The organism is methane-oxidizing endosymbiont of Gigantopelta aegis (assembly GCF_016097405.1).
In the GTDB taxonomy this organism is placed as follows: Bacteria; Pseudomonadota; Gammaproteobacteria; order Methylococcales; family Methylomonadaceae; genus Methylomarinum.
Map to the genome: position 1 here is coordinate 723,185 of NZ_JAEHGD010000001.1, position 19,731 is coordinate 742,915.

The following is a 19,731-nucleotide window of genomic DNA, read 5'->3' on the forward strand; positions in this document are numbered from 1 at the left end:
TTTTTAGGGAAGTGCGAATAAACCAGCACTTCCTTAGCAAAACAATTCGATCAACGTGGCCGAATCGTAATTTCTACACGCCGATTTTGTGCACGTCCCATCGGCGTATCATTTGATGCAATAGGGTAACGCTCACCAAAGCCCCGCGCCTGGATGCGATTATGATTGACACCACGCTGAACCAGATAACTCGCGACACTGTTTGCCCGCCGCTCAGATAAGCGCTGATTATAATCCGCGCTGCCGGTAGAATCGGTGAAGCCAGAAATATTGATGCCGGTATCATCAAATTCCTTCAGCACCAACGCAACAGAATCCAATACTGGATAAAACTGTGGACTGATATTAGCTGAATCCGTGTTAAAGGTAATATTACCCGGCATAATCAGTTTTAGATTATTGCCTTGACGCACAACCCTGACGCCGGTTCCTTCCAGCCGGGCGCGCAACTGTGCTTCCTGCCGATCCATATAATACCCGACACCGCTGCCAACGGCCGCGCCTGCTGCCGCGCCAATCAGCGCGCCATCTCCTCCCCCTGCTAACGCGCCAATGCCTGCACCAATAGCCGAACCTACACCGGCGCCAATCGCCGTATTCGCAACTTTTTGTTCCCCCGTATAAGGGTCTGTCGCACAACCTGTTGCCAAACTAACGGCAAATGCAATTGCAGTAATTTTTTTCATCGGGACTACTCCATTGTTTATAAGGACGATACGAATAAATCCAGCACCTCGCCCTGAGGGACAATATTTTCTTAAAGAAAATATTGTCCCTTTTCATCCTCGCCATAAATGCCGAGGTATTACGAGGTGCTGGATAAAATACTAAAGATAGCTTAATCCAGAATGAATTGCGAACGGTTTAAGAGGGACAGGAAAAATGAATGGGGATTGTATCTCCCGCCTGCGCCGTCTCATGCCTTCGTCCTTGAACCAAAGGTTCAAGTGGAAGCTTAACCGGTTCATCAGGCTTCCCGTCTAAAACGGGCCTGCGCACCAGAAACCCGGAGACCGCTTCCGGGGCAATATTAGGTTCAGGAAACACCCAGCACTGCTCGAACGCCGCAGGAGATACAGGGGGTATTTTAAACGATTTAACCTAAAAATTGCACTAACAGATTATTTTTTGGCAAATCCGTACTCAACAGTTCTTTAAAAAGCCTATTCTCATTGAAATAACAGGGTCAGGTGTTGGGTTTATGATTCTTAAACAATACTGCTAACAGTAGAATGCGGCCATTAAGAGCGCATGCCTCTTGATAAATTGACATATTTGGTGCTTTAATCAAAAAAGTTTTTCTACCTTGAGGGTAACTCCAACCATAATTCAAGTACGCCAGGTCTGGGTTTCTTGCTACGGTAAGATACAAACGAACTTGCTGTGATTTTGGTTGCTGTCCGCTCGGGATATCCCAGCCCATGAAGAGCACGAGTTACATCGTCTGCAAGGCGTTTTGCAACTGCTTCATCTTTATCATGAAAATATCTAACCTCGTGCTTTCCTGCTGCTCCACCTTCTCGATCTTCTCCTGGAACAACATAGCCGTTTTGTTTAAGAACAGCCGATAATTCCCTAGCTTGTTCGCGGCGCCCTCCAGCAAACTGGAAAAATACAGTTGTTTTGCTGCGTGCTTGCGCAAAGCGTTTTTCTGCTACCTTTGTGTCTGATATCACTGATTGTATTGCAGCGCTACGTTGTTGGAAGGCTTCTGCGGAATCTACTCCAGAATTTAACCCACTAACTGTGGCAATAGCATTCAATTGATTCACTTGTTCAGCCAATGCTCTAAGCTGGCTTGAAAGCGACTCTACACTTGAAGTAAGCGGCTGAACTTCTTGGGAATATGTGGCTATCAAATCTTGTGAAGTGACATTCAAAGCTTTTACTTTTTTTATAGTTTCATCTAAATTTTCCGCTTGGGGCTGGAAATCGTCGAGTTGTTTTTCTAGGCGCTCAATTACCATATTAGCGCGTCTAGCCATAACTCGCGTTTCAGTAACTCGTTCCACAATCTCGGTGCGCTTTGCCTCTACATCTTTGCTAATCGAGTCGACAATTTCGGCTTTAATTTCAGACTTAATATCTTTGACGATGTCCCAGCCCACAAAACCTAGAACTCCAATCACTGCCAGTCCAACAGTTGCATAAAGTTTAAATAACGCTGGTTGAACTCGATTTGTTATCCGTTCCGCGAGCTGCCTTTCTAAAAGTTCGAGTCTATCATTATCTATATCTGTCACTGTTATCCCCTGCTTTATAGATTTATAGCGAGCCCTCGCTTAACGCCGAAATCAGCGCAGCATTTTTTGCGTCCGCTAGATTTTCTTACGTACAATCAGCATGAGCACAAACTAATGAGGCAAAAGTCTTCCGTTAAAGAAAAAGAATGGGGGGGCAGCTCTTTGATTTATGATTTGCGAACCAATTCCGAGTCGCAATACTCGAATTATCTATTTTCTAAAACCATTTCTATGCGCTGCCGCATTTTAATCAAGGCCGCTGTGATTCCATCCGGCCTTGTCACGGCGGCAGGCTGGACTTTGCTCTGTAATTGACGTAATTCATGCGCTAAGTTCAAGGCGGCCATTACCGCAATCCGGTCAGGGCTCGCAACCTTGCCTGAATCACGAATTTTCCGCATCTGCTGATCAAGTTCCTTGGCCGAATCAAGCAACGCATCCACCTCGTCCGGTTCACAAGCAACCTTATATTCTTTGCCAAGAATCGTAATCGTAACTGGCGTTATCGGCTTTTTCATGAACCTTGCTCCATCGCCTTCAATCGACTGATCATCGCTTCTACCCGGGTTCTAGCTAAAGTCGTCTTTTCCAATAATTTCGCCTTTTCTTTTACTAAAATATCTTGCCGCAGCTTCAAGGAATTGTTTTCGTTTTGTAATTGCTCATACCGAGCAATCAATTCTTCCAGCTTTGCTTCAAGGCTGGCGAGCTCAGCCGAAGGGTCATAATCAGAATTAGCCATGGGAGGGGTCATTAACAATGTTAAAAATCTTAAAAAAATAGCGCGGCAAAATTCATCGCTGCGATACAAAATTCATAGATAATGTTAGCATAAGCGGTATTTTTTTGTGCACTCTACAAAAATATTCTATGAGCTACGAAATTGTCAGCACGATTTTACAACAGCATGATGTGACCCTAAATCCGTCTGAAGCACATGGCATGGCCTGTGGCATGTTATGTGTCGATAGCCGTTGTGATGTGGCGAATTGGTTGGATACCTTACTTGAAAACGCCAGTTTGACTGAAGAAGATAAAACCATTTTGTTCAATCTATTTGAGCAAACACGAAAATTACTCCATCCTGAAGAGGATGACTTCAGTTTTGATCTGTTTTTGCCCGATAGCGATGAAAATGATGATTTAAGTCAGCAGGCCGAAGCGTTACGCAGCTGGTGTCAGGGGTTTTTATTTGGCATCGGTTATCTAAAAAGCGGTCAGACTGACTGGCCGGGTGAAACCGGTGAAATCATGCGTGATCTTGTCGAATTCAGCAAACTCGACGCCAATGTTGAAAATGAAGACGATGAACACGCCCTGATGGAAATTCACGAATATCTTCGGGCTGCGGTTTTGCTCATTCGAGACCAGTTCACAGAAGCCACTGAACACGATAACACGCCCTCATGAAGCAACAAGAATTCAAACGCCGCCGCAAAGCCTTAATGCGGCAAATCGGCCATGGCAACATTGCGCTGATTGCCAGTGCATCCAGCCAAATCCGTAACCGTGACGTCGAATATCCTTTCCGTCAGGATAGCGATTTTTATTATTTAACTGGATTTAATGAAGCCGATGCATTGGCGGTTTTTATCCCTGGCCGGGAACAAGGCGAATATATTCTGTTTTGCCGCGAATTTGACCCGACCAAAGCACTTTGGGAAGGTGCCCATGCCGGGCTTGAGGGTGCAACTGAGCATTTTGAAGCTGATGATGCCTTCCCCATTGATGACCTGGATGATATTTTACCGGGCATGCTAGAAAACAAGGCAAAAGTTTTTTACCCCATGGGCAGAGACAGTGTGCTCGATCACAAGCTACTGGAGTGGATCAATCATATCCGCAAACAATCCCGCAGCGGCGTCAATGCACCTGGCGAACTGGTTTCGCTCGAACATATCTTGCACGAAATGCGCCTCTTTAAGAGCGCAGCTGAACTCAAACTCATGCGCATTGCCGCCAAAGTTTCCGCCGCCGCCCATATTCGTGCCATGCAGATGTGTAAAGCCGGCCTGTACGAATATCAAATTGAAGGCGAAATCGTACACGAATTCTATCGTCATGGCTTACGCCATGTCGCCTACCCATCCATTGTCGCCGGTGGTGCGAATGCCTGTGTCCTGCACTACACCGAAAACAAGGACAAACTAAAAAAAGGGGACTTGTTACTGATTGACGCCGGCGTGGAATGCGACCATTACGCTGCCGACATTACCCGGACATTTCCAGTTTCTGGCAAATTCAGCCCGGCACAAAAACAACTGTATCAACTGGTCCTCGATGCCCAAGCCGCAGCCCTAGAGCAGATTCAGCCGGGCTTACCCTGGAATCAGGCTCATGATGCCTCTGTAGAGGTTTTAACCCGTGGTCTGGTTAAGCTTGGCCTGTTATCCGGCAATGTCAAAACGTTGATTAAAAACGAAAAATATAAACAGTTTTATATGCACCGCATCGGCCATTGGCTGGGCATGGATGTCCACGATGTGGGAGATTATAAAGTTGATAATCATTGGCGCGAACTGGAGCCGGGCATGGTCTTGACAGTTGAACCCGGTCTTTATATCCCAGCAGATTGTCAATCTGTCGAAGAAAAATGGCGCGGTATCGGCATTCGCATTGAAGATGATGTGGTTGTAACTAAAAACGGCCATGACGTTCTAACTGCCGATGTCCCCAAAACGATTGAAGAAATTGAGCAACTGATGCAGGCAACATAATGCAACATGATTATGACATTCTGATTGCAGGTGGTGGACTGGCAGGCAACTGCCTGGCACTGGCATTGAAGGACTCCGGCCTGAAAATCGCCATTATCGAAGCACAAACACCACAGCAATTAAAACAATCCCCAGCGGGAGACCGCGCTCTGGCTCTGGCTGCCGGCACCGTCAACATGCTGGAAACCATGCATATCTGGCAAGGCATCGAAACGGCGACGGCAATCAAGCAAATTCATATTTCAGACCGTGGTCATTTTGGCAAAACCCGTTTGTCAGCCAAGCAGCAAGGTGTCGCGGCCTTAGGCTATGTGATCTCTGCACGGGATATCGAGACCCATGTTGCCGCCCTCGTCGAACAAGCCGGCATTCCGCGCTTTTGCCCGGCCCGTGTAGTAGGATTAATGGCCGGAAACGATGCCATACATGTTAGCCTGAAACAAAACCAACAACCACTCAATCTATCCGCAGCCTTATTGGTTGGTGCCGATGGTGGAAATTCCAGCGTGCGCAAACTACTGGAAATTCCGCAGCACGTCACCGATTATGGCCAAACCGCCCTGGTCACTACGGTACATAGCGCCAAACCCCATGCCAACACTGCTTACGAACGCTTTACCGAATCCGGCCCGTTAGCCCTGCTGCCAACGCAAAACAATCACCTGTCTGTGGTATGGACGCGCCAGCATGACGATGCCGATGCCTTAATGGCCGGAGGCGAAGCCGATTTTCTGGCGCAATTACAAGATTGCTTTGGCTATAAACTCGGCTTACTCAAACTCAGCAGCCCGCGCCGCGCTTTCCCTTTAACCCTGATCCGTGCAGAGCGCATGATCGACAATCGTGTCGTACTCATCGGCAACGCCGTTCATCAACTACATCCAGTTGCCGGACAAGGCTTTAACTTAGGCTTACGCGATGTGGTGCAGCTTGCCGAACTATTACATTCACAACCCGACCCCGGCACCCCCGAAGTCCTGCAACACTATGCCGAGCAACGCCGGGCGGACCACGACAAAACAATCCAGTTTACCGACACCACCGTCAAAATATTCTCTAATCGTTGGCTGGCATTAGCCGCCATACGCAATGCTGGATTGACCGTCCTCGATCATCTGCCATTCGCCAAAAAGCAGCTGGCCCGCCACGCGATGGGAATGGCCGACCGCTTACCCAGAATCGGGAGTAAACGCTGATGCAAAACCATTTTGAAATTATCGTCGTCGGTGGCGGTATCGTCGGTGCCACCGCCGCCCTTGCACTGGCTAAAGGCGGTATTGAGGTTGCGCTGCTAGATATTGCTCGGCCACCTGAACAATGGCCGGCTGATTCGGTCGATTTACGGGTTTCGGCCTTGACCAAAGCCTCACAAAATATACTGCAACAACTCGATGCCTGGCCCGAGATGGTCAAGCGTGGCGTCTGTGCCTATAAAGACATGCGTGTCTGGGATGCCAAGGCCGATGGTGAATTGCATTTCGATTGTGCCGACACGTCCTTCAATGAACTCGGCCATATTGTTGAAAATCGTATCACCGTAGCGGCGTTATGGACGCAACTGGAACGACAGCCCTCCGCGCATTGTATTACTCCGGCCAAAATTGTCGATATGCAAATGATTGAACCGGGACGCCGCCTGACTCTGAACGATGGCCGCCAGTTTGAAGCCGATTTAATCATTGCTGCCGATGGTCGCGACTCCTTTCTGCGCCGTCTAGCTGGCATCGATATTACTGGCTGGCCTTATCATCAAGATGGCCTGGTCGCCACCATAGACACCGAAAAAAGCCACCAAAACACGGCCTGGCAACGCTTTTTAGATGAAGGGCCGCTGGCCTTTTTACCCTTACACACCGGTCAATGCTCCATCGTCTGGACATTAAAAACGGAAACGGCCCAAACTTATGCCAAACTCGCCGAAGATGAGTTTTTAACCGAACTGGAAAAAGCCTCTGGCGGCATTCTCGGAAAGATGCTCAAAACCGGGCCGCGTGCCGCCTTCCCGCTTAAATTTCAATATGCCAATCAATACACCGACGCGCATCTGGCCCTGATTGGCGATGCGGCACACGCCATGCACCCGTTAGCCGGCCAAGGCGCCAATCAGGGCCTGCTCGACGCCGCCGCCATTGCCGAACTCGCCATTAAACAAAAAAAGACTGGCCGTCCACTCAGTAGTCGCAAATACCTGCGCCAATACGAACGCTGGCGTAAAGGGGATAATTTACTGATGATGAGCAGCATGGATATTCTGAATAAAACCTTCAGCCGTCAGGAATTGCCGGTCATCTCCCTGCGTTCTTTCGGTATGAACCAGATTAATCACACGCGCTGGCTTAAAAACCTATTCAACCAACATGCCATGGGACTGCGTGATGACCTGCCACTACTGGCACAAAACCAACCCTGCTGGTAAATCCGCAGTTTACCCGAAGCCAACGCTTCTGGTATAGTCGGTTTAATAATCTCCGTAACAATAAAAACCAAGAGGAAACGGTATGGCCGAATTACTTTTCATACTCGTCACGATTTATGTCGCCTATGTCGTCTTTAAGGTCGTGGAATGCGAAAAAAATCTGAAAAAACAAAAAACAGCCACACAAGCTGCAACCGCAAGCAAGCCACAAGTTGTCGTTAAAGCCGAATCGGCTCCAAAACCTGCCACAGCGCCACAGCCAAAAACCACCTCTACACCTAAACCTGCCAGCCCTGCAAAACCGGCCACGACAGCCGTCACCACAAAACTGATGCCTGGCGAGTTGAAAAACCCGGAAACCGGCGAAATCAGTAAAATCGCCAGCAACTATCGTTTTCTGAAACGCTGGATAAAAGAAGCCTTAGTCACAGAAGGCTTGCTGGAAAAAGTCTATAAAAATACCGAACTAGACAAGGCAAACATTGCTAAAATCAACGAGGCCTTGAATAAACTCAAGGCAATGGATAAGTACCAATAAACGTCTTTTTGTAACGACCCAGCGTCTTCTAGAAGGCTAAAATCTCCCATCTGGCATAAATCAGCTCTTGCCAGATGGGACAACAACCTCATGGTTGTGGGTAAACACAGCAAATTTGCCAAGAACATCGTCTTAAAACACTAACACGCTGTTCGACTTAAAACTCAGCCAAACCTCATCGCCAATGCTTAAAGCCATTTCCTGCAAAGCATGATGAGTAATCATGACTTGAAAGACTTCTCCGGCCTCAACCGTCACCAGAATATTACCGCTCGCTTCACTAATAGCCTTGATGCGGCCTTGCATCTGGTTACGCATACTAGAAACCAGCGCCTGCCGAGACAACACAATCTCTTTAGGTTCAATCGAAACATGACGCCCTGGCCCTGCGCCATCGGATAAATAAATTGTCATTTTGCCGGTTTTAAAACATTGCTTTTCCTGAATACCGTGAAACACGTTAATCAACGGCGATTGCACCGGCCGCCCCGCGACTAATGAAATCACCTCATCAGCCAAAGCCATGCCCTGCAAGCGATCATGCGTGCTAAATACCAATGTCGCCTGTCTGTCTTGTTGATAATCACGCATAAACCGCATCAGCATCTTATTACTGTCCTGATCGAGATAACTAAATGGTTCATCCATCAGTAACACCTTCGGCTTACCAATAATCGCCCGCGCCAATGCAACTTTCTGCGCCTCCCCACCCGACAACCGATTCGCCGATTGTTCACACAAATGACTGATACCTAACTGTTTTAACGCCTCACTAACACGAGCGCCCCATAACGCCCGTGGAACCTGCTGAAATCTCAAGGCCAAACGCAGGTTATGCGCCACACTGCCACGGAACAAATAGGGCCGTTGTGGCAGTAATGCAATCTGTCGTCGCACCTTTTCGGATGGCATCCGTCCAAAAAAAACCACTCTACCCTGCGTAGGCGGCACCAAAAAAGCTAACACCTTCAACAAGGTACTCTTACCACTGCCATTTGCACCAATCAGCGTGGTAATTTTCCCAGCCGTAATAGTCAAATCAGGAATCGACAATGCCGGTTTCGTACCATAATTAAACTGCACCTTGCTTAATTGATAAGCAGTTAAGCTGTTTTCTGCAAAGTTTTCCTCAAACATCTTGATGACGATTGACACTGACTTCGGCACGGCGCAGAATGGTATCGCGCCAGTAAAATCCGGGTCGCATTTCAAACAAAACCATGCCATCACTTTCTTTAGGGTTGTTTTCTATGCTGACGGCAACCATGGTTTCGGGATTAAAGCGCTGTTTTTCTGTCAGAACCGGCTTGAGCTGGTAACGATCCAGCATGCGCTGTATGTGTCTGAGACTAATCTGTTGCCCTTGTTTGATGCGCTTGATAAATTCAACATCCTCTGTCCTGGAATGGCGAAATAATTTATCGACCGGCCGATAACTTACTAACGCCTCAACGCTATAGCGCAGACTGTCATAAACCTCTAACAAATCCAGTAATACTTCTCGCTGTCTACTCTCTTCAGACTGACTCTGTTGCTGTATCGTAGAGAGTGTTTCTGATAATTGCAGCAATATTTCGCCATACCGCGCCTGCGCCGTCACAATTTTTTTCAACAGTTCGCTGTCATTCATAAAACATATCATCTAGCGCACACCGCAAAATATCTCGAAATTGCGCCGCAGTGAGTGGGGCGGGGGGTGATAACGCAAAGGCCTGATCCAGCCAGGATTCAAAGGTACTGTCTGGTTGCTGAAACAATTGATACGTTAGGCGACTGCGCTCATCTTTAATGGCCTCATACGCCTGCCGTATTTGTTTGAAGATTTCGGGGTCTTGTTCCGGCGGATGTTGTTTAACACATCGCAAATAGGCTTGCCGGATCTGTTGATCGCTTGCATCAGGCGTCACGCCCAAACGCTGGAATGGGTCAATCATGCTCTTCCACAGTGTTCAATAATTGTTGCACGCTAAAAGGCTTAGGGAGGTGACAGCATTCTGCAGCCTTTAACAGCAGCAAGCCCTCATACAACATCGGCTGCCGGGCTAAAGCCTGCTCTAGATCACGAGATGGCATGTCGCTTTCAAACGCGGCAGCCAGTTGCTCGGGCGTAAACACCATCATCAATTCATCGCGTTTTTCATATAACAGTGCTTTTTTATCGTCGTCTAAACCTGTCAGCAAAACATCAAATACATCGCCATCATCACCCGATGTTTGCAGGGAAAACGGCGTATGCTGTCCCTCTAACGTCGCCAGTTTATCCTGCGTTTCAACATCATCCGGGTCATAACGCAGACTCTGTGCCAACCATTCAGCTTGCGACTCCGGTGGATAAAATTCGGCGATATGGCGTAAAATCAAGGCGATCTTCATCGCCTGTCCGGGTGTTTTGTTTAAACTGTCAATGGCATCCAGCCAATGCTGCTCGGCCCCGTGAAAGTCATTACTACGTTCGCACGCTAAGGCTTTCAAGCGGCTTAATTCAAATGCGGAAAGTTCTGGAAATTGTTTTTTAAAGCGAAGCCAGCGCACAAAATCATTGGGTAAATGCCCGGCACAAAACGCCATGGCCTCAGCAAAACTTGTCAATGCCCGAAATTGCATCACCCAATCAAATGCCTGTAATGGCGTTATGTCATCAACCTGTTCGCAGTAGCGTTCAATAAACTGACATTGCTGCTCACTTAAACGCCGTAGCGCATACACGGCTTCACGCTGCCGTCTGTTCAAGGCGGTCATCGCAGCAACAAAACGCTGTCCCTGTAAAGGTAGCACCTGTAATACCGGCAAACAGGCTGCATAGGGTGAATCCTGCGGTAGAGGCAGCTCCTGTATTAAGCGGGCAAAATCATAAAAAGCAGAATCAGGCGATAAATCCTGCACGATTTGTGCGGCAGCCTGCTTGTCCGGCAAGGCTTGCAATGCCGCTTCGGCCACGGCCAGATCGGCGACAAATTGCGAGTCTTGCGGCAAACAGCCGCGCAAATCAACCGTTCCGGTCAACTGTAAAAGCCCCAACGTCATCACCAGATCAGGGTTTAAGTAATCGATTTGATCGGCGCTGCCCTGTTTTAATAACGCTTTAGCCTCGGCTTGGTCGCCCAACGCTAACAGCCATAACACGGCATCATCCAACTGCACGCTGTCAGCCGCATTCATCTGGCGATATTGCCGCCACAAATCCACCGCTTCCCGATACATCGCTCGTTTTGCAAACATCTGCGCCCGGGCCAGATAACATTCAGCCATCGCTTGGCGCCAGTGGATATCATCGGTTTCCAGCCACAGTTTCCGATAGCATTCGGCCGCCTCTTTGTATTGCGCTTGACTCACCAGTTGGCGAGCTTTTTCAGCCTGAGACTGTATTTCGTTTGGCATGGTTTTAGCGAAGACACATAATTACGGTTTGATGAACTTATCATATTCAGCATGACTTCCAATCCAAAACCAGAGTAAGTCATCATTGATTTCTATTGCCAATGCTCGATATCGAATTCCTGCACGCACAGACCAATACGGGTTGATCTTTTTCAAATGCAGTGATGGGTAATAGGGATTCTCTTTGAGTATCTTAAAATTCCTATCAGCAACACATTTCACTGATTGAGGCAACATGTCGTACGCAGACCAAAACGATGGACTCGTATAGTGTTTCACAACTTTTTAGATTTTCCCGATTTATGGTCGGCTATAGCCGCCTCTGCCAACTTATCCAGTTTGCCAGAGAGAATATCTTGTTCAATCTGTTTATCCCAGGTCTCTGCATCGAACTTTTCATACCAGGCACGGAACTTCCTCAATTGATCTGCGGGCAATTGAGTAACCGCTTTTTCAACTTCTTCAACCGTTTTCATTTTTTATACCTCCTGCTGAGTATTATCTGGCTCAGCACAAAACGCATCAGCGGTAACATTAACCCAGTTTTGTCATTGCCGTGCTATACAGAGCGACAAGCTGTTGACAGCAAAGTGGGGCTGTAACGATTTAGCCAAAATAATTTAATAAAATACGTTAAATATCAGTTACTTATGAAGAAAGTATATGTGTCAAAGATGACACATTCAAGCCTACACGGATATATTTACGGCGTCTTCTAGAATAAGTGACTGATATTTAGACATTAAACATGCTGAATAATTACGTGGGGTTAAAAAAACAATTCCCGCATTTTTTGCCCTGGTGATGGTGCACGCATAAAGGATTCACCAACCAAAAAGCTGTAAATACCGTGCTCGGTCATCAACTTAATATCCTCTTTACTGTGGATGCCGCTTTCTGTCACTAACAGATGGTCATCTGGAAATGCTTCGAGTAATGTCAGCGTCGTTTCTAGCCGGGTTTCAAAGCTGCGCAAATCGCGGTTATTGACACCGACCAGAGGTGTTTTGAGTGTTAATGCACGTGCCATTTCGTCTGCATCGTGAACTTCCACCAAAACATCCATGCCTAATTCCAGAGCCGTATCTTCAAGTTCCTGCATTTGCGCATCGCTTAAGGCGGCAACAATCAGCAAAATGCAATCGGCGCCTAGTGCACGCGCCTCATACACCTGATAAGGGTCGATCATAAAATCTTTGCGCAATACCGGCAATGGACAACGTTCGCGCACCATCTGCAGATAAACTTCCGAACCTTGGAAATAGGTTTTGTCGGTCAGCACCGATAAACAGGTCGCGCCATTCATCGCGTAATCCTGTGCAATCTCAACCGGTTTGAAATCTTCCCGAATCACACCTTTACTGGGCGAGGCTTTTTTGATTTCAGCAATCACGGCAGGCTGTCGCTTTTCAGCCTGGCTTTTCAAGGCCCGGTAAAAACCACGCGGCCCTTCGATGCCGGCGGCGATTTCTTGCAGCATGTCTTGCGGAATATTTTGTTTGCGTGTGGCGACTTCGTCCTGCTTAGTCGCCAGAATCTTTTTTAAAATATCGGGAGTATCAGTCATAGGGTTTTAATCTTTAGATGAATCATTATTGGCACTATTCTGTTTTCGAGCTTTGTCTGGTTTTTTATCGGACTTTGCCGCCGGCGACCAGTTAATCAGTGCCTCAAGTTTTTGTAAGGCCAAACCTTCGTCCAGCATCGCCTTAGCCATGGCAATACCTGCTTTCAAATTATCGGCCAAATCGGCGGCATAAATCGCAGCACCGGCATTCAGCAACACGATATCGCGGGCCGGCCCCGGTTCGTTATTTAATACCTGCCGGATAATGCCCAGGCTGTCTTCTGCGCTTTTCACCGCTAGTGTATCAAGCGGACTGCGCTGCAAACCAAATTCTTCTGGCCGAATGGTGTATTCACGAATACGGCCGTCTTTTAATTCTGCAATATGGCTGTGCGAAGCGATACTCAATTCATCCAACCCATCATAGGCATTGACCACCAGAACATGGCGACTGCCCAGTTTTTGCAGCACCTCTGCCATCGGCCGCAGCCATTTTTTATCGAAAACACCGATCAACTGATGGTCGGCATTAGCCGGATTGGCTAATGGGCCAAGCAAATTGAAAACGGTTCTGACGCCCATTTCCTTACGCGCACCAATCGCATGTTTCATTGCACTATGGTGTTTAGGCGCAAACAGAAAACCGACGCCGATATCTTGTACGCATTGCGCCACTTGTTCAGCGGTTAAATCCAGATTGACACCCGCCGCTTCCAGCACATCGGCGCTGCCACAACGGCTCGACACTGAGCGGTTGCCATGCTTGGCCACTTTCCCGCCCGCTGCGGCGACTACAAAAGCGCAAGCAGTAGAAATATTGAAAGTATTGGCACCATCGCCGCCGGTACCGCAGGTATCGATGACATGCTCACCTTTCACCGGCACCGGGGTCACCAGTTCGCGCATGACTTCCACCGCCGCGGTGATTTCCTCGACCGTTTCGCCTTTCACCCGTAACGCAATCAAAAAGCCAGCGATCTGGGCGTCGCTGGCCTGCCCCGTCATGATCTGCCGCATAACATAATGCATTTGCTGATGCGTTAAATCCTGTTTATCCAGGAGTTGGCCAATAGCCTGCGGTAAAGTAATATTCATTAACGTTCCAGAAAATTTTTCAGTAAATCATGACCGTGATCGGTCAAAATGGATTCCGGGTGAAATTGTACGCCTTCAACATCCAGCGTTTTATGCCGAACACCCATGATTTCATCCCGTTGACCTTGTTTATCCTGAGTCCAGGCGGTGACTTCCAGACAGTCCGGCAAGCGGGTCTGATCGATTACCAGCGAATGATAGCGAGTTGCGATGAAAGGATTGCTCAATCCTTTGAACACCCCGGTGTTTTTATGATAAACGGACGATGTCTTGCCATGCATGATTTGCTTGGCGTGAATGATTTTGCCGCCAAATGCATGACCAATGCTTTGATGCCCCAAACAGACGCCTAAAATCGGTAGTTTTCCAGCAAACTCCAGAATCGCCGCGACCGAAATTCCGGCTTCTTTTGGCGTACAAGGCCCTGGAGAAATCACCAACTTGTCAGGCCGCATGGCGGCAATATCATCAAGCGTAACCTCATCATTGCGAACCACGGTCACGTCTGCGCCCAATTCGCCAAAATATTGCACCAGGTTGTAGGTGAATGAATCGTAATTATCAATCATCACCAGTTTAACCGCACTCATGTTTGTTCTCCTTCCAGTCCGGCTTCAGCCATACTGACAGCCCGGAAAATCGCCCGGCCCTTGTTCATTGTTTCATCCCATTCATTACGAGGGACAGAGTCATAAACGATGCCTGCACCCGCCTGAATATGCAACGTTTTATCCTTAATAACAGCGGTACGAATGGCAATCGCGGTATCTAAATTACCCGACCAGGAAATATAACCGATGGCACCGGAATACACACCACGCTTAACCGGCTCTAATTCATCAATAATTTCCATCGCCCGGATTTTAGGTGCCCCACTAACCGTACCGGCCGGAAAAGTCGCAGCCAGAACATCAAATGCGTCTTTACCTTCGGCCAGCTCACCTGTGACATTGGAAACAATATGCATAACATGCGAATAACGCTCGACAATCATTTTATCGGTCAATTTAACGCTGCCGATTTTAGCGACCCGGCCGGTATCATTACGGCCTAAGTCAATTAACATCAAATGTTCGGCCAGTTCTTTCGGGTCGGCCAACAAATCCTGTTCCAGAGCCCTATCTTGTTCAGGCGTATCACCGCGTGGTCGTGTACCGGCAATCGGCCTGACCGTGACCTGATTATCTTCCAGTCGCACCAGAATTTCGGGTGATGAACCAACAATGTGAAAATCATCCAGATTCAGATAATACATATAGGGCGAAGGATTTAGACAGCGCAGCGCACGATACAAATTCAACGGCGATGCCGAGTATGGAATCGACAGACGCTGTGACAGCACAACCTGCATAATGTCACCGGCGACGATATAGTCTTTGGCCTTTAACACCGCTTGTTCAAAGCCTTGTTGGGTAAAACCGGAGACAAAATCATTCTCGGAAACCGTTTTTGGCGTCGTCTGTTCATCCGGCTGCGCCTTTAAGTTTTTCAATCGATAGGCTAGATCATTCAAGCGCGCGACTGCTTTTTCATAGGCCTGAGGCTGAGCGGGGTCGGCATGGGTCAAGAGCAGGGATTTGCCGGACAGATTATCAAATACCAGCATTTCTTCCGATACCATCAATAAAATATCGGGTGTGTCAATCGGATCTGGTTTTTGGCGCGGCTGCAGGCGTTTTTCAATATAGGCAATGGTTTCATAGCCAAAATAGCCGACCAGGCCGCCATTGAAACGCGGCAATCCTTCAATATCCGGTACCTTATACTGCTGCCTGAATTGTTCGATCCATTGTAATGGCTGCGGATGTTCCAGGCTTTGCGTGACTTGACCCTCTTCAATTTGAGTAATCTGATGGCCTGTCACCTGAATTCGTGTTTTACACGGCAAACCAATAATAGAGTAGCGCCCCCATTGCTCACCGCCATGTACCGATTCAAACAAGTAAGAATACGGCCCATCGGCCAGTTTTAAATAGGCGCTGAGCGGCGTATCCAGATCAGCGAGAACCTCCCGGCATACCGGAATACGGTTAAATCCCTGCCGGGCGTAATCATCGAATTGTTCGGGTGTCATCGTATTTTAAAGCCTTCGGCCAGTTTGACAGCATATAAAATCCGGCATTATAGCGTATTGTTATTTTTTCAGCGATGCTCAGCGCATAGCAAATCCGCTAAAATAGCTCATTTTAACAGGACAGATACCCTATGAAGCTGGCGACTTTTCAATTTCAACAGACAACACATATCGGCGCCGTTCTTGACCAAGTCATTGTCGATGCCGCAGCCGATCCGACCCTACCCGACAACATGATCGACTTTTTAGCACAAGGCGATACTGCGTTGAATCGCTTACAAGCCCTAATCGACAGCGGTAAAAGCCAGATTCCACTTGAACAGGTCAGATTACTAGCCCCCATCCCACGACCGGGAAAATTTTTAGGCATCAGCCTCAATTATGCCGACCATATTGGCGAAACCGGATTGGATAAACCCGACTATCCCACCTTTTTTACCAAACAAAGCAGTTGCGTCATCGGCCAGAATGCAGCAATTGAAATCCCGGTCGTTTCTGAAAAAGTCGATTATGAGGGAGAACTGGCCTTTGTTATCGGCAAACGCTGCAAACATGTGCCGCTTGCCTCTGCTGCCGATGTCATTGCAGGTTTTACCATCGTCAATGATGTTTCGGTACGGGACTGGCAAATCCGTTCACCGACCTGGATGCTCGGCAAGTCTTTTGACACACATGGGCCAATGGGCCCTTGGCTAGTCACCCGCGATGAAATTGACGACCCCCATAACCTACACCTTGAAACCTGGGTTGATAATGAACGCCGGCAATGCGCAAATACCCGTCAAATGATTTTTAATTGCTATGAAATGATCGCCTATTTAAGCCAAGCCATGACTCTGGAGCCTGGCGATGTGATCGCAACGGGTACTCCCGCCGGCGTAGGTGTAAAAATGAAACCCCGAGGCTATTTAAAAAGCGGCCAGACTGTGCGCATTGAAATCGAAAAAATCGGTCAATTAACCAACCCTGTCCGCGAAGAAATCATTTAATTAAACGATGTTCAGTTTTTATTCATCGAACCTCCTCTATGCTATAACCACACTAACAACATGCTGGAAACAGCGAGGAGGACACCATGAAAGTTTTATTATTTGCCCTGGCCTTCTTAACCATCCCAGTCGGATGCGCAGCCGATAACCGCCATTACCGCCATCATCATGACGATGATAGTGGCAACTACCAAGAGCGCCATACGTTCTGGAATCAAATTGATCGCCGCTTGGCACGACAATACCATCGTATTGAGGAAGGCCTTGAACATGGCCGTTTAAATCCACACCATGCACATAGATTATTCAGGAATTTACGCCGACTGGAGAACCGTATCGCCGATTTACGTTATCGCAATCGCTGGAGTTATCGTCAAAAACAGCATATTTTAGAGCGCCTAGAGCGTAATCAATGCGCACTTGAAGACTACTTACGTCACGACCGACCAAATCATCGTTATCAGCGCAGGTCTTATGGCACAAGCAACTACAGACCCAATGTGTATTTAGACGACAGCGGAATTCGCTGGTCAAGCGGTGATTCTTTTGGCAGCTTTTATTTCAGATTTTAATGCGGCTTCATTCGCATCTTAACCCAGCCTTGCCATTATCGTGCCATACACTTATAACAACTAATCAACGTAATACAGTCACTTACGCCGTAAATACATCCTTGTAGGCTTGAATGCAACATCCATGTCACAAACACTTCTTCCACAAGCAACTGATATTAAAATAGTTTTTGTTTAATTACGCTGAATAGTTACCACGCATAAATCTATTACTAGCAAAACTGGGTTAAGATTCGGATATATCTTGCTTTAAACGCTGTTCAAAATCCTGTGCCGACAAAGGGGGTGAAAAATAATAACCTTGCAATAAATCACAGCCTTCATCGGCTAAAAAATCATGTTGCTCCTGAGTCTCAACCCCCTCGGCAATCACATTGAGTGCCAGATTGTGCCCCATGGTGATAATGGTTTTTGCGATAATCATATCGTTCTTATCTGTCGGAATATCCTTAACGAAAGAGCGGTCAATTTTTAAAGTTGAGATGGGTAGGCTTTTAAGTTGTGCCAGCGATGAATGCCCAGTACCAAAATCGTCCATAGAAATCTTGATACCCAGCGTTTTAAGGGAATTGAGTTCAGTTAAATCCAATTGCTGCATAATCAGGCTCTCGGTGACCTCTAATTCCAATTGCGACACGGGAAAACCTAATTCATTTAATTTTCTTTGCATTTTTTCAGCAAACCCTGGCACCAGTTGCTTGACCGATAAATTGATTGCCAAAATAAATTTGGGCAAGCCCGCCTGCCACCAGTTCAAGCATTGCCGACATGCCATATCGATGACCTGCCAGCCAAGCGCCTCAATCACCCCTGACTGTTCTGCTACCGGGATAAACTCTAGTGGCGAAACCACTGTTCCATCGGGCTTTATCCAGCGCACTAGAGCCTCGGTTCCCACCAATTCATTCGCACAGGTGTATTGAGGTTGATAATAAACCTGAAATTCGGCATTGTCTAAAGCCTGCCGCAAACTTGAAACCAACTCCAAGCGTTGTTTTGCCTGTATCGTCAGATCATGCTGATAAAAACAATATTGCCCTACACCCTCCGCTTTTGCCTTAAACATGGCTGTATTAGCGTTGCGCAGTAAATCAATATAATTTTTACCATCATCAGGATAAATACTAACCCCCATACTGGCCGATAACGAAAAATCAACATGCTTATATCGGTAACACTGCGTCAATGTGTGCTGAATTTGCTGGCATATTGCCTCGACTTGTTCTTTATCTTCAATATTTTCTAGCAGAATAGCGAATTCATTACCCCCCGAACGGGCAAAAAAGACATCTTCCCCTAAAACCTGAATAATTTGCTGGCAAACATACATAATCAGCTGATCACCGGCTTCATAGCCTTGGAGTTCATTGATGTCTTTAAAGCGATCTAAATCCAACAATAACAGTGCCAACTTTTGCTGTTTCTGCTGCGCTTGTTCGATACATTTTTCAAGCCGCAACAACAAACTATGTCGATTCGGACGTTGTGTCAGATGATCTTGATAAAATGACTGCCATAACTTTTCTTGTTCTTTTTGCCGTTTTATGACCACACTGGCAACAATCGCACAGGTTTCCAAAACCTTTTTATGAAACAATGACGGCGCCCCTTCCTCTAAATGCGACAAAGCAAACGACCCCACGACATCTTGATCAACATAAATAGGATTTGACCAACAGGCCGCAACATTGAAGTTTATGGCAAACAAACGAAAGGCTTCGCCTTGCCAGCGAATATCATTTTTCGTCGATGCCACATATTGTGGAATTTTCTTAAATACCGCCGTCCCGCAACTCCCGGCCTGAGGCCCTGGCTGCAAACCACAAAGCTGATTGACCGCATCAGGCGGCAGCGATGGCGCGGCGACCACATTAAGAGCGTTTTTTTCGTCATTGAATAGCATGACCGAGGCTAAAGAACCTGTTACTAATTTTTCAGCCAATAAACACAAATCATTTAAAACAGCTTCAAAATTAATTTCGGTCGTCGCCAATTGCCCCATAATATCTCGTTGCAATGTCAACAAAGATTCAGCTTGTTTGCTACTGATTTCGGTATTGGTGGCTAAGTATGAGTCCATATTTAATGATATTTAAAATGTTTTTTAACCTGAATCTGTGATTTCAAGGCAGATTCAGGTTT

Annotated in this window: 21 protein-coding genes and 1 other RNA gene; 7 read left to right on the forward strand and 15 right to left on the reverse strand. The window is 47.2% G+C overall.

Annotation, left to right across the window (positions count from 1 at the left end; translation table 11 throughout):
* Nucleotides 1-50 precede the first annotated feature (50 nt).
* From JEU20_RS03645 to JEU20_RS03665, 5 genes are all read right to left on the reverse strand, one after another.
* Nucleotides 51-686: a YiaD family glycine zipper/OmpA-like lipoprotein gene (locus JEU20_RS03645; protein ID WP_198243708.1), complete on the reverse strand. Its 636-nt coding sequence runs from the start codon at nucleotides 684-686 to the stop codon at nucleotides 51-53.
* A gap of 209 nt (nucleotides 687-895) precedes the next feature.
* Nucleotides 896-1,076: non-coding RNA, 6S RNA (ssrS, locus tag JEU20_RS03650), on the reverse strand.
* Nucleotides 1,077-1,301: 225 nt separating this feature from the next.
* On the reverse strand, nucleotides 1,302-2,243 hold the full coding sequence (locus tag JEU20_RS03655) for a hypothetical protein (protein WP_245395090.1): 942 nt from the start codon (nucleotides 2,241-2,243) through the stop codon (nucleotides 1,302-1,304).
* A gap of 206 nt (nucleotides 2,244-2,449) precedes the next feature.
* Nucleotides 2,450-2,761: a cell division protein ZapA gene (locus tag JEU20_RS03660; protein WP_198243709.1), complete on the reverse strand. Its 312-nt coding sequence runs from the start codon at nucleotides 2,759-2,761 to the stop codon at nucleotides 2,450-2,452.
* The gene (locus JEU20_RS03665; RefSeq protein WP_198243710.1) at nucleotides 2,758-2,985 is read right to left on the reverse strand and encodes a TIGR02449 family protein; all 228 of its coding nucleotides are present in this window, start codon (nucleotides 2,983-2,985) and stop codon (nucleotides 2,758-2,760) included. The genes JEU20_RS03660 and JEU20_RS03665 overlap by 4 nt, the downstream gene beginning before the upstream one ends.
* Nucleotides 2,986-3,113: 128 nt before the next feature.
* On the opposite strand from JEU20_RS03665, the gene JEU20_RS03670 reads away from it, so the two are divergent.
* The 5 genes from JEU20_RS03670 to JEU20_RS03690 all read left to right on the forward strand — a co-directional run bounded on the left by JEU20_RS03670 (nucleotide 3,114) and on the right by JEU20_RS03690 (nucleotide 7,914).
* On the forward strand, nucleotides 3,114-3,653 hold the full coding sequence (locus JEU20_RS03670) for a UPF0149 family protein (protein ID WP_198243711.1): 540 nt from the start codon (nucleotides 3,114-3,116) through the stop codon (nucleotides 3,651-3,653).
* Entirely contained in the window at nucleotides 3,650-4,960 is a 1,311-nt protein-coding gene (gene pepP, locus JEU20_RS03675) for a Xaa-Pro aminopeptidase (protein WP_198243712.1), read from the forward strand. Before JEU20_RS03670 ends, pepP begins: the two co-directional genes overlap by 4 nt.
* Entirely contained in the window at nucleotides 4,960-6,156 is a 1,197-nt protein-coding gene (gene ubiH, locus JEU20_RS03680) for a 2-octaprenyl-6-methoxyphenyl hydroxylase (protein ID WP_198243713.1), read from the forward strand. The genes pepP and ubiH overlap by 1 nt, the downstream gene beginning before the upstream one ends.
* A complete protein-coding gene (locus tag JEU20_RS03685) occupies nucleotides 6,156-7,376 on the forward strand; it encodes a UbiH/UbiF/VisC/COQ6 family ubiquinone biosynthesis hydroxylase (protein WP_198243714.1) in 1,221 nt (406 codons plus the stop codon). Before ubiH ends, JEU20_RS03685 begins: the two co-directional genes overlap by 1 nt.
* Before the next feature lie 82 nt (nucleotides 7,377-7,458).
* Nucleotides 7,459-7,914 carry a hypothetical protein gene (locus JEU20_RS03690; protein ID WP_198243715.1) on the forward strand — a complete coding sequence of 152 codons (456 nt, stop codon included), beginning with the start codon at nucleotides 7,459-7,461 and terminating at the stop codon, nucleotides 7,912-7,914.
* Between the two features lie 132 nt (nucleotides 7,915-8,046).
* Here JEU20_RS03690 and JEU20_RS03695 read toward each other — a convergent pair whose 3' ends face one another.
* The 9 genes from JEU20_RS03695 to trpE all read right to left on the reverse strand — a co-directional run bounded on the left by JEU20_RS03695 (nucleotide 8,047) and on the right by trpE (nucleotide 16,028).
* The gene (locus JEU20_RS03695; RefSeq protein WP_245395091.1) at nucleotides 8,047-9,081 is read right to left on the reverse strand and encodes an ABC transporter ATP-binding protein; all 1,035 of its coding nucleotides are present in this window, start codon (nucleotides 9,079-9,081) and stop codon (nucleotides 8,047-8,049) included.
* Nucleotides 9,044-9,544 (reverse strand): nucleotide exchange factor GrpE, encoded by a 501-nt coding sequence (locus JEU20_RS03700; RefSeq protein WP_198243716.1) that lies wholly within the window; start codon nucleotides 9,542-9,544, stop codon nucleotides 9,044-9,046. The genes JEU20_RS03695 and JEU20_RS03700 overlap by 38 nt, the downstream gene beginning before the upstream one ends.
* Nucleotides 9,537-9,848 (reverse strand): J domain-containing protein, encoded by a 312-nt coding sequence (locus JEU20_RS03705; RefSeq protein WP_198243717.1) that lies wholly within the window; start codon nucleotides 9,846-9,848, stop codon nucleotides 9,537-9,539. The genes JEU20_RS03700 and JEU20_RS03705 overlap by 8 nt, the downstream gene beginning before the upstream one ends.
* Complete coding sequence (locus JEU20_RS03710) at nucleotides 9,841-11,292, reverse strand: tetratricopeptide repeat protein (protein WP_198243718.1); 1,452 nt, start codon at nucleotides 11,290-11,292, stop codon at nucleotides 9,841-9,843. Before JEU20_RS03710 ends, JEU20_RS03705 begins: the two co-directional genes overlap by 8 nt.
* A gap of 275 nt (nucleotides 11,293-11,567) precedes the next feature.
* Nucleotides 11,568-11,768: a hypothetical protein gene (locus JEU20_RS03715; RefSeq protein ID WP_198243719.1), complete on the reverse strand. Its 201-nt coding sequence runs from the start codon at nucleotides 11,766-11,768 to the stop codon at nucleotides 11,568-11,570.
* A gap of 293 nt (nucleotides 11,769-12,061) precedes the next feature.
* Nucleotides 12,062-12,859: an indole-3-glycerol phosphate synthase TrpC gene (trpC, locus tag JEU20_RS03720; RefSeq protein WP_198243720.1), complete on the reverse strand. Its 798-nt coding sequence runs from the start codon at nucleotides 12,857-12,859 to the stop codon at nucleotides 12,062-12,064.
* 6 nt (nucleotides 12,860-12,865) lie between these two features.
* Entirely contained in the window at nucleotides 12,866-13,948 is a 1,083-nt protein-coding gene (trpD, locus tag JEU20_RS03725; protein ID WP_198245846.1) for an anthranilate phosphoribosyltransferase, read from the reverse strand.
* 5 nt (nucleotides 13,949-13,953) lie between these two features.
* Nucleotides 13,954-14,544 (reverse strand): anthranilate synthase component II, encoded by a 591-nt coding sequence (locus JEU20_RS03730; RefSeq protein WP_198243721.1) that lies wholly within the window; start codon nucleotides 14,542-14,544, stop codon nucleotides 13,954-13,956.
* Nucleotides 14,541-16,028: an anthranilate synthase component I gene (trpE, locus tag JEU20_RS03735; protein ID WP_198243722.1), complete on the reverse strand. Its 1,488-nt coding sequence runs from the start codon at nucleotides 16,026-16,028 to the stop codon at nucleotides 14,541-14,543. The genes JEU20_RS03730 and trpE overlap by 4 nt, the downstream gene beginning before the upstream one ends.
* 131 nt (nucleotides 16,029-16,159) lie before the next feature.
* On the opposite strand from trpE, the gene JEU20_RS03740 reads away from it, so the two are divergent.
* The gene (locus JEU20_RS03740) at nucleotides 16,160-17,017 is read left to right on the forward strand and encodes a fumarylacetoacetate hydrolase family protein (RefSeq protein ID WP_198243723.1); all 858 of its coding nucleotides are present in this window, start codon (nucleotides 16,160-16,162) and stop codon (nucleotides 17,015-17,017) included.
* A gap of 86 nt (nucleotides 17,018-17,103) precedes the next feature.
* Nucleotides 17,104-17,589 (forward strand): hypothetical protein, encoded by a 486-nt coding sequence (locus JEU20_RS03745; RefSeq protein WP_198243724.1) that lies wholly within the window; start codon nucleotides 17,104-17,106, stop codon nucleotides 17,587-17,589.
* A 226-nt stretch (nucleotides 17,590-17,815) separates the two neighbouring features.
* On the opposite strand, the gene JEU20_RS03750 is transcribed toward JEU20_RS03745, so the two are convergent.
* Nucleotides 17,816-19,669, reverse strand: a complete 1,854-nt coding sequence (locus JEU20_RS03750) for a bifunctional diguanylate cyclase/phosphodiesterase (RefSeq protein ID WP_198243725.1) — start codon at nucleotides 19,667-19,669, stop codon at nucleotides 17,816-17,818.
* Nucleotides 19,670-19,731 lie beyond the last annotated feature (62 nt).

Coding starts and splice junctions, on each gene's coding strand:
- JEU20_RS03685 (WP_198243714.1), top strand. CDS start 6,156: ATGCAAAACCATTTTGAAATTATCGTCGTCGGTGGCGGTATCGTCGGT.
- JEU20_RS03670 (WP_198243711.1), top strand. CDS start 3,114: ATGAGCTACGAAATTGTCAGCACGATTTTACAACAGCATGATGTGACC.
- JEU20_RS03690 (WP_198243715.1), top strand. CDS start 7,459: ATGGCCGAATTACTTTTCATACTCGTCACGATTTATGTCGCCTATGTC.
- JEU20_RS03700 (WP_198243716.1), bottom strand. CDS start 9,544: ATGAATGACAGCGAACTGTTGAAAAAAATTGTGACGGCGCAGGCGCGG.
- JEU20_RS03665 (WP_198243710.1), bottom strand. CDS start 2,985: ATGGCTAATTCTGATTATGACCCTTCGGCTGAGCTCGCCAGCCTTGAA.
- JEU20_RS03750 (WP_198243725.1), bottom strand. CDS start 19,669: ATGGACTCATACTTAGCCACCAATACCGAAATCAGTAGCAAACAAGCT.
- trpC (WP_198243720.1), bottom strand. CDS start 12,859: ATGACTGATACTCCCGATATTTTAAAAAAGATTCTGGCGACTAAGCAG.
- JEU20_RS03740 (WP_198243723.1), top strand. CDS start 16,160: ATGAAGCTGGCGACTTTTCAATTTCAACAGACAACACATATCGGCGCC.
- JEU20_RS03710 (WP_198243718.1), bottom strand. CDS start 11,292: ATGCCAAACGAAATACAGTCTCAGGCTGAAAAAGCTCGCCAACTGGTG.
- JEU20_RS03745 (WP_198243724.1), top strand. CDS start 17,104: ATGAAAGTTTTATTATTTGCCCTGGCCTTCTTAACCATCCCAGTCGGA.
- JEU20_RS03715 (WP_198243719.1), bottom strand. CDS start 11,768: ATGAAAACGGTTGAAGAAGTTGAAAAAGCGGTTACTCAATTGCCCGCA.
- JEU20_RS03705 (WP_198243717.1), bottom strand. CDS start 9,848: ATGATTGACCCATTCCAGCGTTTGGGCGTGACGCCTGATGCAAGCGAT.
- JEU20_RS03645 (WP_198243708.1), bottom strand. CDS start 686: ATGAAAAAAATTACTGCAATTGCATTTGCCGTTAGTTTGGCAACAGGT.
- pepP (WP_198243712.1), top strand. CDS start 3,650: ATGAAGCAACAAGAATTCAAACGCCGCCGCAAAGCCTTAATGCGGCAA.
- JEU20_RS03730 (WP_198243721.1), bottom strand. CDS start 14,544: ATGAGTGCGGTTAAACTGGTGATGATTGATAATTACGATTCATTCACC.
- trpE (WP_198243722.1), bottom strand. CDS start 16,028: ATGACACCCGAACAATTCGATGATTACGCCCGGCAGGGATTTAACCGT.
- ubiH (WP_198243713.1), top strand. CDS start 4,960: ATGCAACATGATTATGACATTCTGATTGCAGGTGGTGGACTGGCAGGC.
- JEU20_RS03660 (WP_198243709.1), bottom strand. CDS start 2,761: ATGAAAAAGCCGATAACGCCAGTTACGATTACGATTCTTGGCAAAGAA.